We start from the raw sequence: 20,854 nt of genomic DNA on the forward strand, positions 1-20,854 counted from the left end.
TGGTCGGCCGTGAGTTGGCTGGGAGATTCCTGTGAAGCGGTTTTCCACAGGCTCGGGGTGGGGTGCGGGCGAACTGTCGGTGGTTGTGCCTAGGGTTTGGGGCATGAGCGCTGCAGCTGTAGTCGATCCGCATGTGCATCCGCGCGGGGCGTTGTCGCCGTCCCGGGCCGCGGACTTCATGAGCTGCCCGCTGAAGTACCGGTTCCGGGTGGTCGACCGTCTGCCGGAGAAACCGTCGGCGGCCGCTGTCCGCGGGACTGTCGTGCATGCGGTGCTGGAGCGGTTGTTCGACCTGCCCCGCGGCGAGCGGACGCTGGAGCAGGCGGCGCAGATGCTCGAGCCGCAGTGGCAACGACTGCTGGAGGAGGAGCCGGAGGTCGCGGAGCTGTTCGCGGAGGACGCGGACGGCGAGGAGCTGGCGAAGTGGCTGGCCGAGGCGCACCAACTCCTCGGCAAGTACTTCGCACTCGAAGACCCCAACGCGCTGGAGCCCGCCGAGCGGGAGCTGTACGTCGAGACCGCGCTGGACTCCGGTCTGGTACTGCGGGGGTACGTCGACCGCCTGGACGTGGCGCCGACCGGAGAGATCCGGGTGGTCGACTACAAGACCGGTCGCTCGCCGTCGGAGTTCTTCGAGGCGAAGGCGCTGTTCCAGATGAAGTTCTACGCGCTGGTGCTGTGGAAGCTGCGCGGCGTGGTGCCGGCGATGCTGCAACTGGTCTATCTGGGCAACGGCGAGATCGTCCGCTACGTCCCCGACGAGGCCGACCTGCGCGCCTGCGAACGCAAGGTCTCCGCGCTGTGGGTCGCGATCACCAGAGCCCTCGACTCCGGCGACTGGCGCCCCAGCCCGGGGCCGCTGTGCGACTGGTGCGACCACAAGCCCATCTGCCCGGCCTGGGGCGGCACGCCCCCGCCGCTCCCCACCCGCTCGGTGGAGGAAGTCGCCGCGGAGTCGGCGGGCATAGACCTGATCACAGTCGACGGCTAGAGCTGACCTCGCCCCGGGGAGAGGAACCCTGGGTGGATACGGTTCGTCGCATGAGTGTGGGCGATGTGGCGGTGCGAGCGACCGGCGTCTGGAAGCGGTACGGCGTTGGCCTCTCGCAGGTGGATGCGCTGGCCGGCGTGAGCGCGGACTTCGGGAAGGGCCGGTTCACCGCGATCATGGGGCCGTCGGGCTCCGGCAAGTCGACGCTCCTGCACTGTCTCGCGGGCCTGGACAAGCCGTCCGACGGCAAGGTCTTCCTCGGTGACGTCGACCTGACCACGCTGCCGGAGAAGCAGCTCACGCATCTGCGCCGGGACCGGATCGGCTTCGTGTTCCAGGCGTTCAACCTGGTCCCGACGCTGTCCGCGCTGGAGAACATCACACTCCCCCTCGACCTGGCCGGCCGCAAACCCGACCAGGACTGGCTGACCACGGTCGTCGACACGGTCGGCCTGATGGACCGCCTCGCCCACAAGCCGTCCGAGCTGTCCGGCGGCCAGCAGCAGCGCGTCGCCTGCGCCCGCGCGCTGGTCTCCCGCCCGGACGTGGTGTTCGCGGACGAGCCGACCGGCAACCTCGACTCGCGGTCCTCCGGGGACGTCCTCGACTTCCTGCATCGCTCCGTCCGGGAGTTCAACCAGACGGTCGTGATGGTCACCCACGACCCGACGGCCGCGTCGTACGCCGACCGCGTCCTGTTCCTGGCCGACGGACAGCTGCGGTCCGAACTGGTCGACCCGACGGCGGAGTCCGTCCTCGACGCGATGAAGCAACTGGAGAGCCGGCACGACACCGCCGACGAGCTGGCCGGCTGATGTTCAAGCTCGGCCTCCGTTCGGTGCTGGCGCACCGGCTCCGCTTCGTGCTGTGCACGCTCGCCGTCACCCTCGGCGTCGCGTTCGCCGGCGGCGCGATGGTTTTCACCGACACGTTGTCCTCGGCGCTGAAGAAGAACTTCGCGGTAAGTACGGCGGACGTCACGGTCACGCCGGCGTCCCCGATCGAGACCGGCACGGACCGCCCCGCTACTTTCCAGATCGAGCTCGTCGACCGCATCGCCGCCGTACCCGGTGTCGCTGCCGCGGTCCCGCAGCTCCTGGTCGGCAACGTGCAGATCCTCGGCCCGGACGGCAAACCGCTGGAGAACTACGGCTTGACGTCCTTCGGTGCCGCCTGGCCGCGGGATCCCGGTGCGGCGCCGTTCAAGCTCGTCGACGGTACAGCGCCCTGGAGCAGCGACCAGCTCGCACTCGACGAGTCGACCGCGAGCCGCGCGGGCTACCACGTCGGTGACCAGGTCCGGATCGTCACACCGACCCGAGCCGTCACCGCGACGCTCACCGCGACCACGACCCCCGCGCAGGCCGGGGCGGCAGCCGGCGCACCGCTGGTCAGCTTCGACGGCGCGACCGCTCAGCTCCTGCTGCTCGGCAGGCCCGGCTGGACGTCGATCACCGTCTCGCTCGAACCGGGTTCCGACCCGAACGCCGTCAGCAAGGCGATCGCGGACACCATCGGCGACTCGGTCAAGGTCAGGACCGCGAAGCAGGTCGCGACCGACGGCGAGAACGACCTCGACAACACCTTCGGCGGGTTCGGCACCGTGCTGCTCCTCTTCGCCGGCCTCGCCCTCTTCGTCGGCGGGTTCCTGATCGTCAACACGTTCGCCATGGTCGTCGCGCAACGGTCCCGGGAGCTCGCGATGCTCCGCGCGATCGGCGCGTCCCGCGGCCAGATCACCGGTACGGTGCTCGCCGAGAGCGTCATCATCGGCTTCGTCGGAGCAACGCTCGGCCTGCTGGTGGGCGTCGGCGTGGCCTCCGGCATCCGGTTCGGCTACGAACTGCTCGACCTGCGCATCCCGACCGCGTCGCTGCAGGTCACACCGACCACGATCATCGCCTGCTACCTGATCGGCATCGGCGTGACGGTGGCCGCCGCGGCCCCCGCTGCCCGCCGGGCCGGGAAGCTCCCACCGGTCGCCGCGATGCGCGACGACGTCCACGTCCCGGAACGCTCGCTGCTCGTCCGGCTCGTGATCGGCGCCTTCATGCTGCTGATGGCCGTCCTGTTCTTCGGTATCGGCGTCGGCGCCGGCGGACTCCCCGGCGCCGTCCTGATCACACTCGGCACCGGCACCGCCGTCCTCGCGGTCGTGATGCTCAACCCGCTGATCAGCCGGTACGTCGTCCGCGCGCTGATGTACCCGTTCGGCCGCAAGGCGCCGGTCACCCTCGGCCGCCGCAACGCCGAGCGGAACCCACGCCGTACGTCGGCCACCGCGTCCGCGCTGATGATCTCCGTGGGCCTGATCAGCGGCCTGCTGGTGATCGGCGCCTCGGTGAAGGCGTCGATCGACAAGAGCCTGGTCGACGCGCTGGGCACCGCCGAGATCCTCATCACCAACGACGGCACCCCCAGTTTCAGCACCGAGGTCGGCGACCGGACCGCCAAGATCCCGGGCGTCCAGGCGGTGCAGCGGGTCCGTCAGCAATCCGGTGAGGTCGGTACGACGAACGTCCAGGTCACCGGAGTCAGCGACGGCACGCTCGCCGGGCCGGTCACGACCGCGTTCGACGCCGGCTCGCCCGCGGCGCTCGCCGCCGGTCAAGCGATCCTCCCCCGCAACCTCGCCAAGACCCTGAAGCTCACCGTCGGCAAGCCGTTCGAGCTGAAGACCGCGAACGGCACCCATCGCCTGATCGTCGGCGGGGTGCTCGCCCCGAACCGGCAGCTGAACGCGATCGTCGTGTCGCTGCCGACGTACGCGACGGTCGGCGGGTCGCCGAGCGACAACCTGCTGTACGTCGAAGTTGCCAAGGGCAATCAGGTGGCGCAGGTCCGGACCGGGATCCTCGACCAGCTGCGCAAGGACTACCCGACGATCGAGGTCCGCGACCAGGAGGCGTACGCCGCGGTCGCGCGGGAGCCCGTGAACGGTGTCCTGGTCGCGGTCGGGTTCCTGCTCGCGATGGCGATCCTGATCGCGCTGCTCGGCATCGTGAACACACTCGCGCTGGGTGTGGTCGAACGGACCCGGGAGATCGGACTGCTGCGAGCGATCGGGATGGACCGGCCGCAGCTCAGCCGGATGCTCCGTGTCGAGTCGATCGCGATCACCCTGCTCGGCGCGTTGCTCGGCCTGGCGATCGGCGTCGCCTTCGCCGTCGCGGTGCAGTCGGCGATGGTGGACGACGGCCTGGCGGTCCGCGACATCCCGGTGCTGCAACTGCTGATCGCGGTTGCGCTCGCGATCGTGTTCGGCGTACTGGCCGCGGTCTGGCCGTCCCGTCGCGCAGCCCGGCTCGACGTCCTGCAAGCGATCGCTTCAGAGTGATCGGTTCAGGTGATCGGTTCAGGTGATGGCTCGGCGTGACGTGTGAGGTGGAGCCAGACCAGTGATTCACAGGTAGCCTGCCGGTGTGCCGGGGACCGTGCAGTCGATCGAGCGGGCCGCGGCGGTGCTGCGACTGCTCGCCGCCGCGCCTGACGGTTTGGGGGTGGCCGACCTCGGCAACGCGCTCGGCCTGGCGAAGACGACCGTGCACGGGATCGTCCGGACGCTGCACCAGGTCGGATTCGTCGAACAGGACCACAGCGGCGCGCACTACCACCTGAGCGACGCGTTCGGCCGGCTCGGCGAGAGCTACCTCGACCCCAACGAACTACGCAGCCGCGCGATCAACTGGGCCGACTCGCTCGCCTCGCGCAGCGGCGAGGTGGTGCGCGTCGGCCGCCTCGTCGAGGGCAAGGTCGAGGTCGTGCACCACGTCTTCCGGCCCGACGACAGCGACCAGGACCTCGACGTCGGTACGACGCTGCCTCCGCACGCGACCGCACTCGGCAAGGCCGTGCTCGCGTACGACACCAGCGCCCGGCCGAGGAGCCTGGAGGCGTACACGACACGGACGATCACCGATCCGGTACAGCTGAGCGAAGAGCTCGCGACGGTCCGGTCGCGCGGGTGGGCGACCGAGTTCGAGGAGCACACGGTCGAACTGGCGAGCATCGCGGCACCGATCCGGGGCCTCGGCGGCCTGGTCGTCGGCGCGGTCGGGCTGGCCGGCCGGATCGAGCGCATCTGCGACAGCCGGCTCCGGCACCGCGGTGACCTGGTCAGCATGGTCCGCGCCACCGCCGACGCCATCGCCCGCGACCTCCGGGAGGACCCGTGAGGTGGATCGATGGCTGAGCAATATGTGGCAGCAGTGGATCAGGGGACGAACTCGACCCGATGCATCCTGTTCGATCGGCGCGGGCGGTTGGTGTCGGTGGCACAACGGGAGCACCACCAGTTGTTCCCCCGGCCGGGCTGGGTCGAGCACGACGCCGGGGAGATCTGGAACAACGTCACCCGCGTGGTGCCGGCCGCCATCAAGCAGATCGGCGCCACGCCGTCCCAGATCGTTGCCATCGGCATCGCGAACCAGCGCGAGACCAGTCTGCTGTGGGATCGCGTCACCGGCCGGCCGATCGGGCGCGCGGTGACCTGGCAGGACACCCGGACCGACCGGCTGGTCACCGAACTGGCCGGCAGCGAGGGCCCGGACCGGTTCGCGCAGCTGTGCGGTCTCCCGCTGACGACCTACTTCTCCGCGCCGCGGATCCGGTGGTTGCTCGATCACACGCCAGGTCTGCGACAACGCGCCGACCGCGGCGAGATCCTGTTCGGCACGATGGAGAGCTGGCTGATCTGGAACTTCACCGGTGGTGCGAACGGCGGACTGCACGCCACCGACGTGACGAACGCGAGCCGGACGATGCTGATGAACATCGAGACGCTCGAATGGGACGAGAGACTGCTCGAGGCGTTCGACGTACCGCGCGCGATCCTCCCCGAGATCCGCCCGTCGTCCGGGGTGTTCGCGACCGCGACCGAAGTACTTCCGGGCGTCCGGATCGGTGCGGCGCTCGGCGATCAGCAGGCGGCGCTGTTCGGGCAGACGTGCTTCAGTGCGGGCGAGGCGAAGTGCACGTACGGCACGGGATCGTTCCTGCTGCTGCACACCGGGCAGGAGATCGTCCGGTCCAAGCACGGGATGCTCACGACGGTCGCGTACCAGATCGGCGACCAGCCGGCGTCGTACGCGCTCGAAGGCTCGATGGCGGTCACCGGGTCGCTCGTGCAGTGGTTCCGCGACGGGCTCGGGATGATCCACACCGCGGCCGAGATCGAGACGCTGGCGCGGACGGTCGAGGACAACGGCGGCGCGTACATCGTGCCCGCGTTCTCCGGGCTGTTCGCGCCGCACTGGCGCAGCGAGGCGCGGGGCGTGATCGCCGGGCTGACCGGCTACATCACCAAGGGACACCTGGCCCGCGCCGTCCTCGAGGCGACCGGGTTCCAGACCCTCGAGGTCGTCGACGCGATGAACGCCGACTCCGGGATCGCGCTGACCGCGTTGAAGGTGGACGGCGGGATGACGGCCAACAACCTGCTGATGCAGTTCCTCGCCGACCTGCTCGACGTTCCGGTGGTCCGCCCGATGGTGACCGAGACGGTCTCGCTCGGAGCGGCGTACGCCGCCGGACTGGCCGTCGGCTACTGGCCCGACCTGGAAGGCCTGCGCAGCAACTGGCACCGCGCCGGCCAGTGGATGCCGCACATGGATCCGGCGCGCCGCGCCACCGAGTACGCGAACTGGCAGGCCGCCGTCCAACGCACCTTCAACTGGATCCGCCCCGAGGACCAAGAGCTGTAGCAACCCTTCAGCCGGTCCTCCCCGGCACGCGGCCGCGGAACAGGTAGATGCTGAGCGCGACGACCCAGATCCAGAAGACCGCGTACGGGATCAGCCAGACGGACGTGGTCCAGAACGCCCGGCCGAGCAGGAAACCGAACGCGGCCACGATCGCGACCCAGCCGAGCCAGCTCGGAAATGACGGCGTACCGACCATGATCCACCCGGCCGCGGCGAGGAATCCGGCCAGCGCCACCCAGGCGTTGGCGAAGCCCAGGTTCCCCATGTCGAAGGCGTACCGGGCGATCTGCGGGTCGACGCCGTCGTCCGTCCGGTACGCGGCCAGCTCCCAGCCCGGACTCATCAGCAGTACGACGAACGCGATGCCCGATGTGAACGCGAACGCCGATCGCCACGCCGGCCGGCCCTCCGCCTCGCGGAGGATCACCGCTACCACGGAGACGAAACACGCCAGCGCCAGTACGGCGAGCAGGCCCAGGAACGTCCCGATCGCGTACAGGGTGTCGTGCCGCGCCTCCAGGAACCGCAGGATCTCGTCCCCGGACGCGTCGAACGCCGGCTCGCCGCCGCCGACCTGCACCAGCGCCTGACTCCCGGCGACCAGCAGCAGCCCTGCCACGCCGGCCGACCCACCCGTGATGGACAGCGTTCGCCACTGTCCATCCAACTGTGCTGTCTCCCCCACCACGACCTCGTCCCTCCCGCATCGAGTAAGACACGAGAGGGACGAGGACGTCCAGTTGTCAGGCCGGGTCAGGCGGAAACCTAGGCCGGGGAGACGATGTCCGGTGCTTCGAGGCGGACCTTGTCGGCCGACTCGTCGTCGGGCTGGTCCTGCGAGTCGCGTTCGGACTGGACCCGCCGGGTGTAGAACGAGACCTCCCGCTCGATCGTGGCCTCGTCCCAGCCGAGGATCGGGGCGACCAGCCGGGCGGCCGCCTCGGCGGCGCCGACGCCGCGGTCCCAGGCCTCGATCGAGATGCGGGTACGCCGGGCCAGGATGTCGTCGAGGTGACGGGCCCCCTCGGCCTTGGCGCCGTACACGATCTCGGCCTTCAGGTAGTCCTGCGTGCCGGGCAATTGCTCGCCCAGCGACGGGTCCTCGGCGACGAGCTCGAGGACCTCGTCGATCAACGCGCCGTACCGGTTCAGCAGGTGCTCGATCCGGGCGACGTGCAGGCCGGAGCGTCGCGCGATCAGGTGCCGCTGGTTCCACAGCGCCTGGTAGCCGTCCGCGCCGACCAGCGGGATGTTCTTCGTGACGCTGCGCGGCACCCGGCCGTCGAGCGCGTCCGCGGCCGCGTCGATCGCGTCCTTGGCCATCACCCGGTATGTCGTGTATTTGCCACCGGCAACCACCACGAGACCCGGCGCCGCGTGCGCGACGACGTGTTCGCGGGACAGCTTCGACGTACTCTCCGACTCGCCGGCGAGCAGCGGCCGCAGACCGGCGTACACGCCCTCGACGTCCTCGCGGGTGAGCGGTGTGGTGAGGACCGCGTTGACGTGGTCGAGCAGGTACTCGATGTCCTTGCTGGTCGCGGCCGGGTGCGCCTTGTCCAGTTGCCAGTCCGTGTCCGTGGTGCCGATCAGCCAGTGCCGGCCCCACGGGATGATGAACAGCACGGACTTCTCGGTCCGCAGGATCATCCCGGTGCTGGACTGGATCCGGTCCTTCGGCACGACGAGGTGGATGCCCTTCGACGCGCGGACGTGGTACTGCCCGCGCTCCCCCACCATCGCCTGTGTGTCGTCGGTCCAGACACCGGTCGCGTTCACGACCTGCTTGGCGCGGACCTCGAACTCGCGCCCGCTCTCCAGGTCCTTCGCCTGGACGCCGGTGACCCGCTCGCCCTGCCGCAGGAACCCGGTCACCTTCACCCGGTTCGCGACGAAGGCGCCGTACGACGCCGCGGTCCGGGCGAGCTCCATCGTGTGCCGCGCGTCGTCGACCTGCGCGTCGTAGTACTGCAACGCGCCGACCAGTGCGGACTTCTTCAGCGACGGAACGAGCCGCATCGCGCCGCGCCGGGTCAGGTGCCGGTGGATGGGCAGTCCGGCGCCGAGGCCGGAGCTGACCGCCATACCGTCGTACAGCGCGACACCGGCGCCGGCGTAGAACCGCTCCCACCAGCGGTGCTGCAGCGGGTACAGGAACGGCACCGGCTTCACCAGGTGCGGCGCGAGGCGTTGCAGGAGCAGACCGCGCTCCTGCAGCGCCTCGTGCACGAGCCGGAAGTCGAGCATCTCCAGGTAGCGCAGGCCACCGTGGATCAGCTTGCTGGACCTGCTGGAGGTGCCGCTCGCGAAGTCGCGCGCCTCCAGCAGTCCGGTGGTCAGGCCGCGGGTCGCAGCGTCGAGCGCCGCGCCGGTGCCGACCACCCCGCCACCGATCACCAGGACGTCCAGTTCGCGCCCGTCGGCCAGCGCGTCGATCGCGTCGGCCCTTGCTTGCGGTGACAGAGCCACTACAGCCACTGTGTTTCGTCCTTCCGAATCCGTAGGTCGTGCTGGATCAGTCGACGTCGACCCAGTCAAGCGTGCGCTGGACGGCCTTCTGCCATCCGGCGTACCCCGTCGCACGCTGGTCGTCGTCCCACTGCGGCGTCCACCGCTTGTCCTCGTTCCAGTTCTGGACGAGCTCTTCCTTGTTCTTCCAGAACCCGACGGCCAGGCCGGCCGCGTACGCCGCTCCGAGCGCGGTGGTCTCCGCGACGACCGGCTTGCTCACCGGTACGCCGAGGATGTCGGCCTGCATCTGCATGCAGAGCTCGTTCGCCGTCACACCGCCGTCGACCTTGAGCACGTCGAGCTTCACGCCCGAGTCCTTCTCCATCGCGTCCGCGACGTCCTTGCTCTGGTAGCAGATCGCTTCCAGTGTTGCGCGCGCCAGGTGGGCGTTGGTGTTGAACCGGGACAGACCCACGATCGCGCCGCGGGCATCGGACCGCCAGTACGGCGCGAACAGGCCGGAGAACGCGGGCACGAAGTACACGCCGCCGTTGTCCTCGACCTGGCGGGCGAGCGTCTCGGTCTCGCTCGCACCGGAGATGATGCCGAGCTGGTCCCGCAGCCACTGCACCGCGGAGCCGGTGACCGCGATCGAGCCCTCCAGCGCGTACACCGGGGCCTCGTCGCCGAACTTGTAGCACATCGTGCTGAGCAGGCCGGCCTTCGAACGGACCAGCTCCGTGCCGGTGTTGAGCAGCATGAAGTTACCCGTGCCGTAGGTGTTCTTGGCCTCGCCCGGGTTGAAGCAGACCTGACCGACGGTCGCGGCCTGCTGGTCGCCGAGGTCGCCGGTGAGCGGTACGACGCCGCCGAGCGGACCGTGGGCGAGTGTTTCGCCGTACTTGTTCGGGTCCGACGACGGCCGGATCTCCGGCAGCATCTGCCGCGGGATGTTGAAGAAGCTGATCAGCTCGTCGTCCCAGTCGAGGGTCTCGAGGTTCATCAGCATCGTGCGGCTGGCGTTCGTCACATCGGTGATGTGCACGCCGCCGTTCACGCCGCCGGTCAGGTTCCACAGCAGCCAGGTGTCGGTGTTGCCGAACACGGCGTCACCGGCCTCGGCCGCCGCCCGGACGCCGTCGACGTTCTCCAGGATCCACTGCACCTTGCCGGCCGAGAAGTACGTCGCCGGCGGCAGGCCGGCCTTCTGCCGGATGACGTCGCCCTTGCCTTCGCGTTCGAGCGCGGAGGCGATCCGGTCGGTCCGGGTGTCCTGCCAGACGATCGCGTTGTAGTAGGGCCGGCCGGTCTTGCGGTTCCAGACCACCGCCGTCTCGCGCTGGTTGGTGATCCCGAGCGCCGCCAGGTCACTCGCCTGCAGACCCTTCGAACCCAGCGCGGTCTGGATCACCGAGCTGGTCCGCTCCCAGATCTCGACCGGGTTGTGCTCGACCCAGCCCGCCTGCGGCAGGATCTGCTCGTGCTCCAGCTGGTGGATGCCCACCTCGTTGCCGGAGTGGTCGAAGATCATGAAACGGGTGCTCGTGGTGCCCTGGTCGACGGCGCCGACGAAGTCAGCCATGGAAAGTCCTCTCCTCACACTGCTCACGACACTGCTCACGCTGCCTGCTCATGCTGTGGTGTTCTCCTCCGGGATCCGGCCCGGCTCCTCGTCCTCTTCGGCGATCGGAAGGTTCCGGCCGACCAACAGGTCGTACAGGAACGCACCCACCAGCGCGCCGATGATCGGTGCCACGATCGGCACCCAGAAATAGACGTCCCCGAACTGATCCTTGAGTGCTCCTCCATACCCGGTGATCAACGAGGCGACCCGGGGACCGAAGTCACGGGCCGGGTTGATCGCGTACCCGGCGTTGGTGCCCCACGCCATCCCGATCCCGACCACCAGCAGGCCGACGATCAACGGCGCCAGGTTCGCCGCCGGGGAGGTGTTGCGCAGGTCGGTGATCGCGAGGATCACGAACATCAGGATCGCCGTACCGATGATCTGGTCCCGGAAGCCGCCCCACATGTGCACGCCGAGATCCAGGCTGCCGTTGCCGGGCAGGGTGGAGAAGATGCCCTGGGTCTTGATCGTGTGCCCCGGGTCCACCTTGCCGATCGCCTCGGTGTAGTTCCAGCGAACCACGAGCGCCGCCAGGAACGCCCCGAGGAACTGCGCCACCGAGTACGGCAGCACCTTCTTCCAGCTGAACCCGCGGAACGCCGCCAGCGCGATCGTCACCGCCGGATTCAGATGCGCGCCGGTCATCCGGCCGGCGGTGTAGATGCCCAGGGTCACGCCGAGACCCCACGCCCACGCGATCGAGTCGTGGTTCCCGATCCCACCCGCCACCACCTGCGCCACCACGCCGACGCCGAACAGGATCAGGATGAACGTGCCCGCCAGTTCGGCCGAACACTCCCCCAGAAGGGTCTTCGCTTTGACCGCTTCGGTCGTAGCCATACCGAACCTCCCTTCCCCGCCGTGACGACCACGGCTGGCTGGAATGTAGGAGCGATCGCGAGGCGGCACAACGCCCATCGTTCGACATTGTCGAACGGCGCCCACCTGGCTTCCGGCTGCGACACCCGGTGAACTCACCGCAGCGAGTACGTACCTCCCGGTCCGGCGACCGTCGCCCGCAATCCCGGCTCACCCGGCACCGCTCGCAGACCGATTTCCAGCGCGTCCAGTACGGCGTTCACCACGTCCGGCCGTGGATGCGTCGCCCCGAAGTCGACCAGCTCCACCGACGGCAAACCGGACCCGGCCGGATGCCGGCTCGTCCCCCAGTCGATCAGGAACGGCACGATCCCGTCGTACGGCGCCGGGTACGCCGCGGTCAGCCGCCAACTGAGCAACTCCCCCGCCGGCGTCCTCCGGCTCATCGACTCGATCGGGCCGAGGTCAGCCCCGGCCTCCCGCGCCGCAACCACCGCGGCCTCGATGTCCGCCGGCCGAACCGCCCACGTCACCAGCCGCGACCCCTGAAGCCCATCGATCCCGAACGGCATCGCCCCCTCGACCGGCCGCTCGACATCAGGCCCGATGATCTCCAGGTACGACGCATCCCCGAGCCCGACCAGATAGTTACGAGTCCCCCGCCCCACATGCCGCCCACCCTCAACAGGCTCAACCCCAGTAGCCGCAGCAAACGCAGCCACGCTCCCCCGAAGATCGTCAGTAGCCAACACCAGATGATCGAGCATGCCCCGACCCTACGACTCCCGAGGAACGGAGAACCGCAGGCCATGGCACCGTGGTTGGCGACGGTAGGTTGTTCTTCCGCGTCCGATCCGCTCCGAGGAGCTTCCGCCTGTGGCTCTGTCGCCGTACACCTTCCGGGGTGCGCTGTCCGTCCTCGACATCGACACCCGGAACCGATCCGCCCTGGAGAGATTCTTCGGTACGGCGATCTTCGCCGGGGCAGGGGCCGCGACCCTCGCGGGCGGACCTGTTGCCGGGCTCACCGCTGCGGCCTGGTTGTCGCTGATCGACCCGAAGAACGAGGCCGCGAGCCTGCTCGACGCCCTCGTGACGAGCGTGACCAAGCGCCTCCGCGGTATCAAGGACAAGAACCAGCTTGACCTCGTCGTGGCCGCCCACACGATCACGGCCGTCTCGGCGTTCTTCGACGCGCTGCCCCAGATCATCGGCCCGAAGTACCGCGAACTCGGCCTGACCGACCAGGAGCGGCGCCAACTGCTCGCGGTACCTGGAACAGGCCCCGACGACCTGTTCGATGCCGTGGTCCCCCTGTCGTCACCGGAGCTCGGGTTCGAGGAGAACCTCGACCGCAATCTCAGGCCGTACTACCAGCGGCTCGGGCGACGGTGCCTCGAATTCTTCACCGGACTCGAGGCCTGGAGCCGGCTCGAGCCGGTACCGTCCTCCGGACTGCTGGACGCAATCGTCGAACGGGCGGCGTCGCTGTACCGGAGCCGGATGCTCGAGCTCGGCGCATCCGCACCGTTCAGTCTGTGGGTGACGCTGAACGAATTCTCCGGCACTCGCGAGCTGATCCGCGCGCAGGGCGACGTACAGGCAGCGGCGCTCGGTGAGCTTCGGACGATGCTCGCGATGGTGATGCCGGGCCGACCCGCGCCGCGGAACAGCTACCGCGTGAAGCTGGCACTGGCTGCTCGTGAGGTCCTCGACGAGCCGCTGCTGCGCTCCCGTACGCAGTCCGTCGCGTCACCTCCGGTGCGGGACGGGTTCGTCGAGCCGTCCTTCCACTACGCAGTTGCGGACGATCGATCGCGGCCCTCCGACGAGACCTGGTGGTCGGAGCAGCCGGAGCACTCGTCGCTGGTCGACTACCTCGCGAGCTACCTGGCGAGTCCCGCGGGCGCCCGACGGCCGTTGCTCCTGCTCGGCCACCCTGGTGCCGGTAAGTCGTTGCTCACGGAGGTGCTGGCGGCACAGCTGCCGGAAGACGCGTTCGCAGTCGTCCGCGTACCGCTCCGATCAGTCAATCCCGACGACGACCTGACGCTGCAGATCAACAAGGAGCTGCAGCGGACGCTCCAACGGCCGAGCGCCGACCTCGACGAGCTGCGCCAGGAGTGCGGCGCATGCGAGTTCTGCAGTGACGCGAGTGTGTGCCCGCACCGGTGCCATCTCGTCGTACTGCTCGACGGCTTCGACGAACTCGTCCAGGCCACTGGCGTGACCCAGTCGGCGTACCTGTCGAAGGTCGAGGAATTCCAGAAACGGGCCAGAACCCTGGGTACGCCGACCTCGGTCATGGTCACGTCCCGGACTGTCGTGGCCGATCGCGCCGAGATCGCCGCGGACACCCCGATGATCAAGCTGCGGGAGTTCGACAGGCCGAGGATCGAGCATTGGCTCACCGCCTGGAACGCGGCGCACTCAGGGATCGCGACCTTCGTCCCGCTGAAGATCGAGGAGATGACGGTCTCCGACGAGATCACCGATCTGACCAGCCAGCCGTTGCTGCTGCTCATGCTCGCCGTCTATCTGGCCGAGCTCGGCACCAACCAGCTGGGCGGCGCCGACCTGACGCAGAGCGAGCTCTACCAGCGGATCATGGACCGCTTCATCGCCCGCCAGATCACCGAGAAGACCGCACCGGATGCCTCTGAGCCCGAGCAGAAGTTGCTGCAGCGTCAGCAACGTCGGCAGCTCCAGTACGCCGCCGTCGGCATGTTCAACCGCGGCCGTCAACACATCACCGACATCGAGCTGAACGCGGACCTGGCCGCCCTCGAACCACCAGCCGGCGCTTCGGTGGGAATCCAGCCCTTGACCGCGGCGGACCGTGTCCTGGGCGAGTTCATGTTCGTCCACAACCCCCGAGCCGACCGCGAACAACGCAGCGCCTACGAGTTCCTGCACGCAACGTTCGGCGAATTCCTCGTCGCCGAGCTCGTCCTCGAACTCCTCGTCCAACTAATGCGCCACCGCGACCTCGAAGCCACCTCACTCAGCCCACAACCAACCGGCCTCGACGACACCCTCCTCCGCCGCCTCCTCAGCCACCAGCCCCTCAGCACCCGCGGCCCCGTCCGAGTCTTCATCGCCGAACTGGCGGAGCGACTCCCCGACGAACAACATCCCTCACTCCAGGCCACCATCAACGAACTGCTGCGCCGCGAACTCACCCGGCCGGACACGGGCGACCCGCTCTACCATCCGCTGCCCTACGATCCGGTACGCCGCCGCGCCTGCTACACCGCCAACCTCACGATGCTGCGGATTCTGCTCTCCGACGAACCGGTGCCGCTCGAGGAGATACTGGGTTCGGATCACGTGGACCGCTGGACCCGGATGGTCCGCCTCTGGCGCGCAGGACTCGACGTACCGTCGTGGACAACGGTCGTGAGTGTGCTGGCCATCGAGGCCACTGACGACCTGATCGTCCTGTCGGCCGCGCGTCTCACGTCACAGATCGACGCCACGCTTGACCCGGCACTCAACGAGGCCGAGCTGCTGGGCGACCTCAGGCACAAGGCCGAACTCGTGATCGGATCCGTCGATACCCGGGTGGGTGACGACCTGTGGCGGCAGACCGACGTGGCTGCCATGCACCAGATCGCGATGATCAACTTCCTGGGTGCGGTCATCCCCCAGTTCGATCGGCTCTTGCCGATCGACGACGTGTGGTTCGACGAGCTGCTGGCGACGGTCTCGTCGGTGTCGGCGATCAACGCGAACGTCAAGCGAGCGATCCTGTACCTGCTGTCCCGGATCGCTCCAAGCCTGCCGTTCGAGTACGTCCGGGATTTGCTCACCGTCGTCCTGCCTGCGCCGTCCGCCGGATACGAGGTCGAGCTCGCAGCAGTGGCCGGATGCCATCCAGCGCTGCTGACCGCGATGCCCAAACTGCGCGACTACCTGTACGCCGCCGACCCGGCCCGCTCGACCACCGTTGTCGCGGTTCTCTGGCGTGCCGAAGCGCACGCGACCGGAGACGACCGGAGCGAGCTGGAGGTACTTCGGCTGGAGATCGACCGCTACGTCGTGCAATCGATGCCGATCACCTGCGACCACTACTTCACTCCAGAGTTCCTCACCTACCTGCGGGTCGAGGAGCCGACACATTGGCTCAGCCAGCACGACGTTCCGCAGATGTTCGGCGACCTGCAAGGCGACTATCTGGAGAGGATCGCGCCGGAGGATGCGCTCTACGTTGCGGAGACATGGCCTGACAGCAGCGCCGACTTCGTTCATAAGTACCTGCTCAGCCGGGCGGTGGTCGTGCAGCCGGGCGCCGATCTCGTCGCCGCACTGCGTGATCTCGCAGGAAACTGAGTAGCCGCTGAGAGAGCCTGGGGTGGGCGTGCCAACCGTTTGGTGTGGTGGGGCGTCTGCGGTTTGGGTTTGCTCAGGGTTCGGAGGGTTGGATGAGTGTGTCGTTGCTCGGGGGATGGTTTCCGGTGGTGCTGGAGGTGTTGGCTGCCGGGGTGTTGGTTGTGGCGGTGGGGTGGCGGGATCGGGTGTGGCGGCGGCGGGTGCCTTGGGTGGCTGGTGGGGCCGCGTTGGTGACGCTGGTGGCGGCGTACCCGGGGGCCAAGGTGGTCGGGCTGACGGATCCGTTGCCGTTTGTCGTGTGGTTGTGGTTCGGGGTGGCTGTGGGGGCGCTGATCGTGCTGGGGGTCGGGTGGCGAAGTGCTCGGTGGTGGCGGCGGGGGGCGGCTGTGCTTGCGGCGGCGCTGGCGGCGTTGGTGGGTGCCAACGGCGTCAACCAGTTCGTCGGGTACTACCCCACGATCGACTCCGCGGTGAACGACTGGCGTAACGCTCCGCTGCCGGGTCAGGTGTCGATGTCGGGGCTCGCGCACGACGCCCGTACGACGAAGATGCCGACGGCCGGGCGGCTGGTCGCGGTGAACATTCCCGCGACGTACAGCCATTTCGACCACCGGCAGGAGCTCGTGTACCTGCCGCCGATCTGGTTCGTCCGCGGCGCTCACCGGCAGGCGCTCCCGGTGGTCGAGTTGATCGGTGGCGAGCGCGGCGGCCCGGGTGACTGGGTGCGACTCGGCAACGCCGTACAGGTGTCCGACGCGTACGCGCACCGGCACCACGGGTACGCGCCGATCCTGGTCTTCACCGACCCGATCGCGAAGTTCGACAACGACACCGAGTGCGTGAACGGGCCGCGGGGCAACTCCGCCGACCATCTCGACGAGGACATCCCGAAGTACGTCGAGAAGACGTTCGGCGCCTCCACCAACCCGAGGCAGTGGGCCGTCGCCGGGTTCTCGATGGGCGGCACCTGCGCCCTCGACCTGGTCGTCGAGCACCCGGACGTGTTCGACCACTTCATCGACATCTCCGGCGACCTCGCGCCGTACACGACGACGCCGGCCGCCAGCCTGCACGATCTGTACGGCGGCAACGTGGCGCTCGAGAAGGCCAACGAACCGCTCCTCGTGATGCGTGCCCACGGCAAGTACACGGGCGTGAACGGACTGTTCCTCACCAGCACCGCGGAGCTGCGCCACCAGCACGAGGCCGAGGAACTGTCCACGGCCGGGGCCAAGGTGGGCATCTGGTCCCGGGTCGAGATCTCCCCCGGCACGCACGTGTGGCAGTTCGCCGCGCCCGCGTTCGCGTCGGCCTATCCTTGGCTCGTCAACCAGCTCGCCCTTCCTCAGCACGACGGGAGCCACACCAAACCGGCGTGATCCACACACTCCGACGGCTCGCCGCCGGCCTGCTCGTGCTCGGGTTCGTCAGCGCGGTCACCGGCGCCGACACGGTCAGCGAGCTCCTTCCACCGCCTGCCGCAGGCCAGGTCCGGGTGGTGGCCCTCGGCGACTCGGTCACCTCCGGTTCCAACTGCGACTGCGCCGCCTTCCCTCAGCTGTACGGCGACCTGCTCCACAACCGCTCCGCCGTACCGGTCACGGTCGACAACCAAGGCGTCGCGGGCCTCGACTCGACCGGTCTGCTGCAGGAGCTCGACCAGCGCAACTCCCCCGTCGAGCAGGCCACGAAAGCCGCGAACGTCGTACTGCTCACCATCGGCGCGAACGACTTCGGCGACCACCACGACGACGTCACCAGCGGGCAGTGCACCGGCGACTGCGTGTCCGACGAGTATGAGCAGCTGACGGCCAATCTCGGCCGGATCCTGAGCCGCGTGCACGCGCTCCGCGGCAACCTGCCGACCACGATCCTGATGACCGGCTACTGGAACGTCTTCAAGGACGGCGACGTGGCCAAGCAGCAGTACACCCCCAGCGGCCGGATCGCCAGCGACCAGCTCACGATCCGCACGAACAACGCTATCGCCGCCGCGGCACGGGCTGATGACGCCACGTACGTCGACATCTACACGCCGTTCGAGAACAGCACCGACATCACCGCGCTGCTCGCCTCGGACGGTGACCACCCGGACTCGGCCGGTCACGCGCTCATCGCCCGGTTGCTTCTAGCTGCAACGCCCAACCCTTTGCCTACGTCCCCACGTCAGGGAGGGTAGACGGACCCAAGGGGGACAGATGGCTGAGGCGACCGGGTTCGCCGAGTTCGCGACCAGTAGACACGGCGCGCTCTTCCGGTACGCGTACCTGCTGACGAGCGACCGCGGCCTCGCCGAGGACCTCGTCCAGGAGGCGCTGGTCAAGACGTACGTCGGCTGGCACCGTCTGCGCGATCCGAACAACGCCGAGGCATACACGCGCCGCGCGATCACCACCACCGCGATCGGCTGGTGGCGCCGGAAGTCCTGGCGGGCGGAGCGGCCGTACGACGACGTACCCGATCAGCCTGTCAGCGCCGACGACGCGACCGCCCGGGTCTGGCTGTGGCGCGAACTGCAGAAGCTCCCGCCGCGGCAACGCGCCGCACTGGTGCTGCGGTACTACGAAGACCTCACCGAACCGCAAACCGCCGAGATCCTCGGCTGCAGCGTCGGGACCGTGAAGAGCCAGGTCTCCGACGCACTGAAGAAGCTCCGGGCCCGCCTGGGCTCCGACGTCGTGCTGAAGGCAGGGATCACCGAATGAACGACCTCCTCAGAGACACGCTGGCCGAACGTGCCGCCGGCACCGAGCCGCCGCCGCTCGACCTCGACGGCGTCATTGCGGCCGGCAACCACCGGGCCGCCCGCCGGCGCACGCTCGGCATCCTCGGCGGTGCCGTCGCGACCGCGGCCGTGGCCGTGGGCGGAGCGAGTGTGCTGAGGCCCGGCAACGAACAACCCCAGCCGGCCCGGCCCGGGCCGTTCACGCAACGCCGCGCGACCTTTGCACTGGGCAGCGAGATCCACTACGGCTCTGAGGTCATCTCGGTGGCGCCGCACCGGGTGACCGCGTTCGTCCAGACCGACGCAGGCTTCGTGTTCCTGAACGCCGACAATGTCATCCACGTGGCTGACCGCTCAGGCGTCCGCTCGACCGGCAAGAGCGCTTGGAGCCTGACAGCGGACCATCGCGGGAACCTGGTCGCCTGGGTCGAGGGCTTCAACGACCGCTACGAGTCCGTGGTGTACGACGTCGCCGCGAATCGCGAACTCGTGCGGACCGCGATCGGGAACACGATCCCGCCCAACGTGAGCCTCGTGTACCGCTCAGAGGTCGTCGCGATCGACGGCGACACGGCGTACTTCGGGACGGTCGACGGCCCGTACCGCTGGGACATCCGGACGAACCAGGGCAGACGGATCGCCAAGGTCTCGACGAACGCGGTCCGCGCGGTGACGGCTGGGCAGATCGTGTTCCAGCAACCGCTCGAGCAGCGTCCACCCGCCGTGAGCCTGGCGATCGCGGAGACCGTGTCGGCGACCGCCCCGGCAAGGTTCTCCGGCCAGAGGGCGTTCCTCTCGCCGACCGCAAAGTACCTGATGACCGAGCCCGAAGACGCGCTGCTGGGCATCGAGCCGGGCTGGGCGAGCCCCGCGCTGTACGACGTGGCAACCGCGCGGCAGGTCGGCCTGCCGTACGCCTACGACAGCCTGTTCTTCGGCCAGTGGCTCGACGACGAGAGGTTCGTTGCCGCGGGCAAGCGCCGGTTCTCGAAGGCGGCGGAGACGGATCTGCTCGTCGTCACCGCCGCGACCGGCGCCGTGAAGGTCGCCGTACCGAACTTCTCCAGGCTGACCTTCAGTACGACGCCGCCCCGGATCGCGCCGTTCGCGTTGCCGACCGGCAATCCGATCATCGACCTCTACTGATCGGCCTTGGCGGCGGGTGCCTCCACGTTCTCCGGGAAGTGGCAGGCGGTCTGGTGGCCGGGCTTCAGTTCGATCAGCGGGGGCTCCTGGGTCTTGCAGATCTCCTGCGCCTTCCAGCAGCGGGTGTGGAAACGGCAGGCAGGCGGCGGGTTGATCGGGCTGGGGACGTCGCCCTGCAGCCGGATCCGCTCCTGCTTGCCCTTCCGCTTGGTGTCCGGCACCGGGACGGCGGACAGCAGCGCCACCGTGTACGGGTGCATCGGCTTCTCGTACAGGTCGACGCGGTCTGCCAGCTCGACGATCTTGCCGAGGTACATGACCGCGACCCGGTCCGACACGTGCCGTACGACGGACAGGTCGTGCGCGATCATCACGTACGTCAGGTCGAACTCTTCCTGCAGGTCCTCCAGCAGGTTCACGACCTGGGCCTGGATCGACACGTCCAGCGCCGACACCGGCTCGTCGGCGACGATCAGCTTCGGCCGCAGCGCCAGCGTGCGCGCGATCCCGATGCGCTGCCGCTGACCGCCGGAGAACTCGTGCGGATACCTGTTGTAGTGCTCCGGGCTCAGACCGACCAGCTCGAGCAGCTCCTGCACGGCCCGCTTCACGCCGTGCTCGGTCTTCACGTGCTGCAGCCGGAACGGCGCGCCGACGATCTTGCCGACCGTGTGCCGCGGGTTCAGCGAACCGTACGGGTCCTGGAAGATCATCTGTACGTCGCGACGCAGCGGACGCATCCGCCCCTCGCCGAGGTGACTGATGTCCCGCCCCTCGAACACGATCTTGCCCGAGGTGGGCGCGAGCAGCCGGGTCAGCAACCGCCCGGTCGTGGTCTTGCCGCAGCCGGACTCCCCCACCAGCGACAGGGTCTCGCCGCGGGTCACGTTGAACGTCAGGCCGTCGACCGCCTGCACCGCGCCGACCTGGCGCTGCAGGACGCCCTTGCGAATCGGGAAGTGCTTGACGAGGCCGTCGACCGACAGGATCTCCTCGCCGATCTTGGGAACGACGGGAGTCGATTCGGTGTCAGCAGTAGTCACAGTCCGCATCCCATTTCC

At 68.7% G+C, this 20,854-nt stretch carries 16 protein-coding genes; 10 read left to right on the plus strand and 6 right to left on the minus strand.

The window, feature by feature from the left end; all coding sequences use genetic code 11:
• Window positions 1-103: 103 nt before the first annotated feature.
• From EV647_RS19400 to glpK (EV647_RS19420), 5 genes are all read left to right on the plus strand, one after another.
• A complete protein-coding gene (locus EV647_RS19400; RefSeq protein ID WP_134004836.1) occupies window positions 104-991 on the plus strand; it encodes a PD-(D/E)XK nuclease family protein in 888 nt (295 codons plus the stop codon).
• Window positions 992-1,041: 50 nt separating this feature from the next.
• A complete protein-coding gene (locus tag EV647_RS19405) occupies window positions 1,042-1,806 on the plus strand; it encodes an ABC transporter ATP-binding protein (RefSeq protein ID WP_134004838.1) in 765 nt (254 codons plus the stop codon).
• Complete coding sequence (locus EV647_RS19410; protein WP_134004840.1) at window positions 1,806-4,328, plus strand: ABC transporter permease; 2,523 nt, start codon at window positions 1,806-1,808, stop codon at window positions 4,326-4,328. Before EV647_RS19405 ends, EV647_RS19410 begins: the two co-directional genes overlap by 1 nt.
• Window positions 4,329-4,413: 85 nt before the next feature.
• Window positions 4,414-5,166, plus strand: a complete 753-nt coding sequence (locus tag EV647_RS19415; protein WP_134004842.1) for an IclR family transcriptional regulator — start codon at window positions 4,414-4,416, stop codon at window positions 5,164-5,166.
• Window positions 5,167-5,175: 9 nt separating this feature from the next.
• Entirely contained in the window at window positions 5,176-6,693 is a 1,518-nt protein-coding gene (gene glpK, locus EV647_RS19420; protein WP_134004844.1) for a glycerol kinase GlpK, read from the plus strand.
• Between the two features lie 7 nt (window positions 6,694-6,700).
• Here the strand turns inward: glpK (EV647_RS19420) and EV647_RS19425 are convergent, their stop codons facing one another.
• The 5 genes from EV647_RS19425 to EV647_RS19445 form a co-directional block, all read right to left on the minus strand.
• Complete coding sequence (locus EV647_RS19425; RefSeq protein WP_134004846.1) at window positions 6,701-7,378, minus strand: hypothetical protein; 678 nt, start codon at window positions 7,376-7,378, stop codon at window positions 6,701-6,703.
• Between the two features lie 80 nt (window positions 7,379-7,458).
• On the minus strand, window positions 7,459-9,171 hold the full coding sequence (locus EV647_RS19430) for a glycerol-3-phosphate dehydrogenase/oxidase (protein WP_134004848.1): 1,713 nt from the start codon (window positions 9,169-9,171) through the stop codon (window positions 7,459-7,461).
• A gap of 37 nt (window positions 9,172-9,208) precedes the next feature.
• Window positions 9,209-10,726, minus strand: coding sequence for a glycerol kinase GlpK (gene glpK / locus EV647_RS19435; RefSeq protein WP_134004850.1), 1,518 nt, complete (start codon window positions 10,724-10,726; stop codon window positions 9,209-9,211).
• A gap of 48 nt (window positions 10,727-10,774) precedes the next feature.
• Complete coding sequence (locus tag EV647_RS19440; RefSeq protein WP_134004852.1) at window positions 10,775-11,611, minus strand: MIP/aquaporin family protein; 837 nt, start codon at window positions 11,609-11,611, stop codon at window positions 10,775-10,777.
• Between the two features lie 134 nt (window positions 11,612-11,745).
• Window positions 11,746-12,357, minus strand: coding sequence for a VOC family protein (locus tag EV647_RS19445; RefSeq protein WP_134004854.1), 612 nt, complete (start codon window positions 12,355-12,357; stop codon window positions 11,746-11,748).
• A gap of 109 nt (window positions 12,358-12,466) precedes the next feature.
• Between EV647_RS19445 and EV647_RS19450 the strand changes: the two genes are divergently transcribed.
• From EV647_RS19450 to EV647_RS19470, 5 genes are all read left to right on the plus strand, one after another.
• Window positions 12,467-15,922 carry an NACHT domain-containing NTPase gene (locus tag EV647_RS19450; protein ID WP_134004856.1) on the plus strand — a complete coding sequence of 1,152 codons (3,456 nt, stop codon included), beginning with the start codon at window positions 12,467-12,469 and terminating at the stop codon, window positions 15,920-15,922.
• 92 nt (window positions 15,923-16,014) lie between these two features.
• A complete protein-coding gene (locus tag EV647_RS19455; protein ID WP_134004858.1) occupies window positions 16,015-17,301 on the plus strand; it encodes an alpha/beta hydrolase family protein in 1,287 nt (428 codons plus the stop codon).
• Window positions 17,298-18,101 carry an SGNH/GDSL hydrolase family protein gene (locus EV647_RS42085; RefSeq protein ID WP_166680381.1) on the plus strand — a complete coding sequence of 268 codons (804 nt, stop codon included), beginning with the start codon at window positions 17,298-17,300 and terminating at the stop codon, window positions 18,099-18,101. Before EV647_RS19455 ends, EV647_RS42085 begins: the two co-directional genes overlap by 4 nt.
• A gap of 19 nt (window positions 18,102-18,120) precedes the next feature.
• Entirely contained in the window at window positions 18,121-18,627 is a 507-nt protein-coding gene (locus EV647_RS19465) for a SigE family RNA polymerase sigma factor (protein WP_134004862.1), read from the plus strand.
• Window positions 18,624-19,793: a hypothetical protein gene (locus EV647_RS19470; protein ID WP_134004864.1), complete on the plus strand. Its 1,170-nt coding sequence runs from the start codon at window positions 18,624-18,626 to the stop codon at window positions 19,791-19,793. Before EV647_RS19465 ends, EV647_RS19470 begins: the two co-directional genes overlap by 4 nt.
• On the opposite strand, the gene EV647_RS19475 is transcribed toward EV647_RS19470, so the two are convergent.
• Window positions 19,787-20,845 carry an ABC transporter ATP-binding protein gene (locus EV647_RS19475; RefSeq protein ID WP_134004866.1) on the minus strand — a complete coding sequence of 353 codons (1,059 nt, stop codon included), beginning with the start codon at window positions 20,843-20,845 and terminating at the stop codon, window positions 19,787-19,789. The genes EV647_RS19470 and EV647_RS19475 overlap by 7 nt on opposite strands.
• Window positions 20,846-20,854: the final 9 nt, after the last annotated feature.

The sequence above is a fragment of the Kribbella sp. VKM Ac-2566 genome (assembly GCF_004366005.1).
Taxonomy (GTDB): Bacteria; Actinomycetota; Actinomycetes; order Propionibacteriales; family Kribbellaceae; genus Kribbella; species Kribbella pratensis.

Bases quoted from the DNA above. Each gene is read 5' to 3' on its own strand.
- EV647_RS19400 (WP_134004836.1), top strand. From the start codon at position 104: ATGAGCGCTGCAGCTGTAGTCGATCCGCATGTGCATCCGCGCGGGGCG.
- EV647_RS19410 (WP_134004840.1), top strand. From the start codon at position 1,806: ATGTTCAAGCTCGGCCTCCGTTCGGTGCTGGCGCACCGGCTCCGCTTC.
- EV647_RS19475 (WP_134004866.1), bottom strand. From the start codon at position 20,845: ATGCGGACTGTGACTACTGCTGACACCGAATCGACTCCCGTCGTTCCC.
- EV647_RS19440 (WP_134004852.1), bottom strand. From the start codon at position 11,611: ATGGCTACGACCGAAGCGGTCAAAGCGAAGACCCTTCTGGGGGAGTGT.
- EV647_RS19465 (WP_134004862.1), top strand. From the start codon at position 18,121: ATGGCTGAGGCGACCGGGTTCGCCGAGTTCGCGACCAGTAGACACGGC.
- glpK (WP_134004844.1), top strand. From the start codon at position 5,176: ATGGCTGAGCAATATGTGGCAGCAGTGGATCAGGGGACGAACTCGACC.
- EV647_RS19470 (WP_134004864.1), top strand. From the start codon at position 18,624: ATGAACGACCTCCTCAGAGACACGCTGGCCGAACGTGCCGCCGGCACC.
- glpK (WP_134004850.1), bottom strand. From the start codon at position 10,726: ATGGCTGACTTCGTCGGCGCCGTCGACCAGGGCACCACGAGCACCCGT.
- EV647_RS19405 (WP_134004838.1), top strand. From the start codon at position 1,042: ATGAGTGTGGGCGATGTGGCGGTGCGAGCGACCGGCGTCTGGAAGCGG.
- EV647_RS19455 (WP_134004858.1), top strand. From the start codon at position 16,015: ATGAGTGTGTCGTTGCTCGGGGGATGGTTTCCGGTGGTGCTGGAGGTG.
- EV647_RS19445 (WP_134004854.1), bottom strand. From the start codon at position 12,357: ATGCTCGATCATCTGGTGTTGGCTACTGACGATCTTCGGGGGAGCGTG.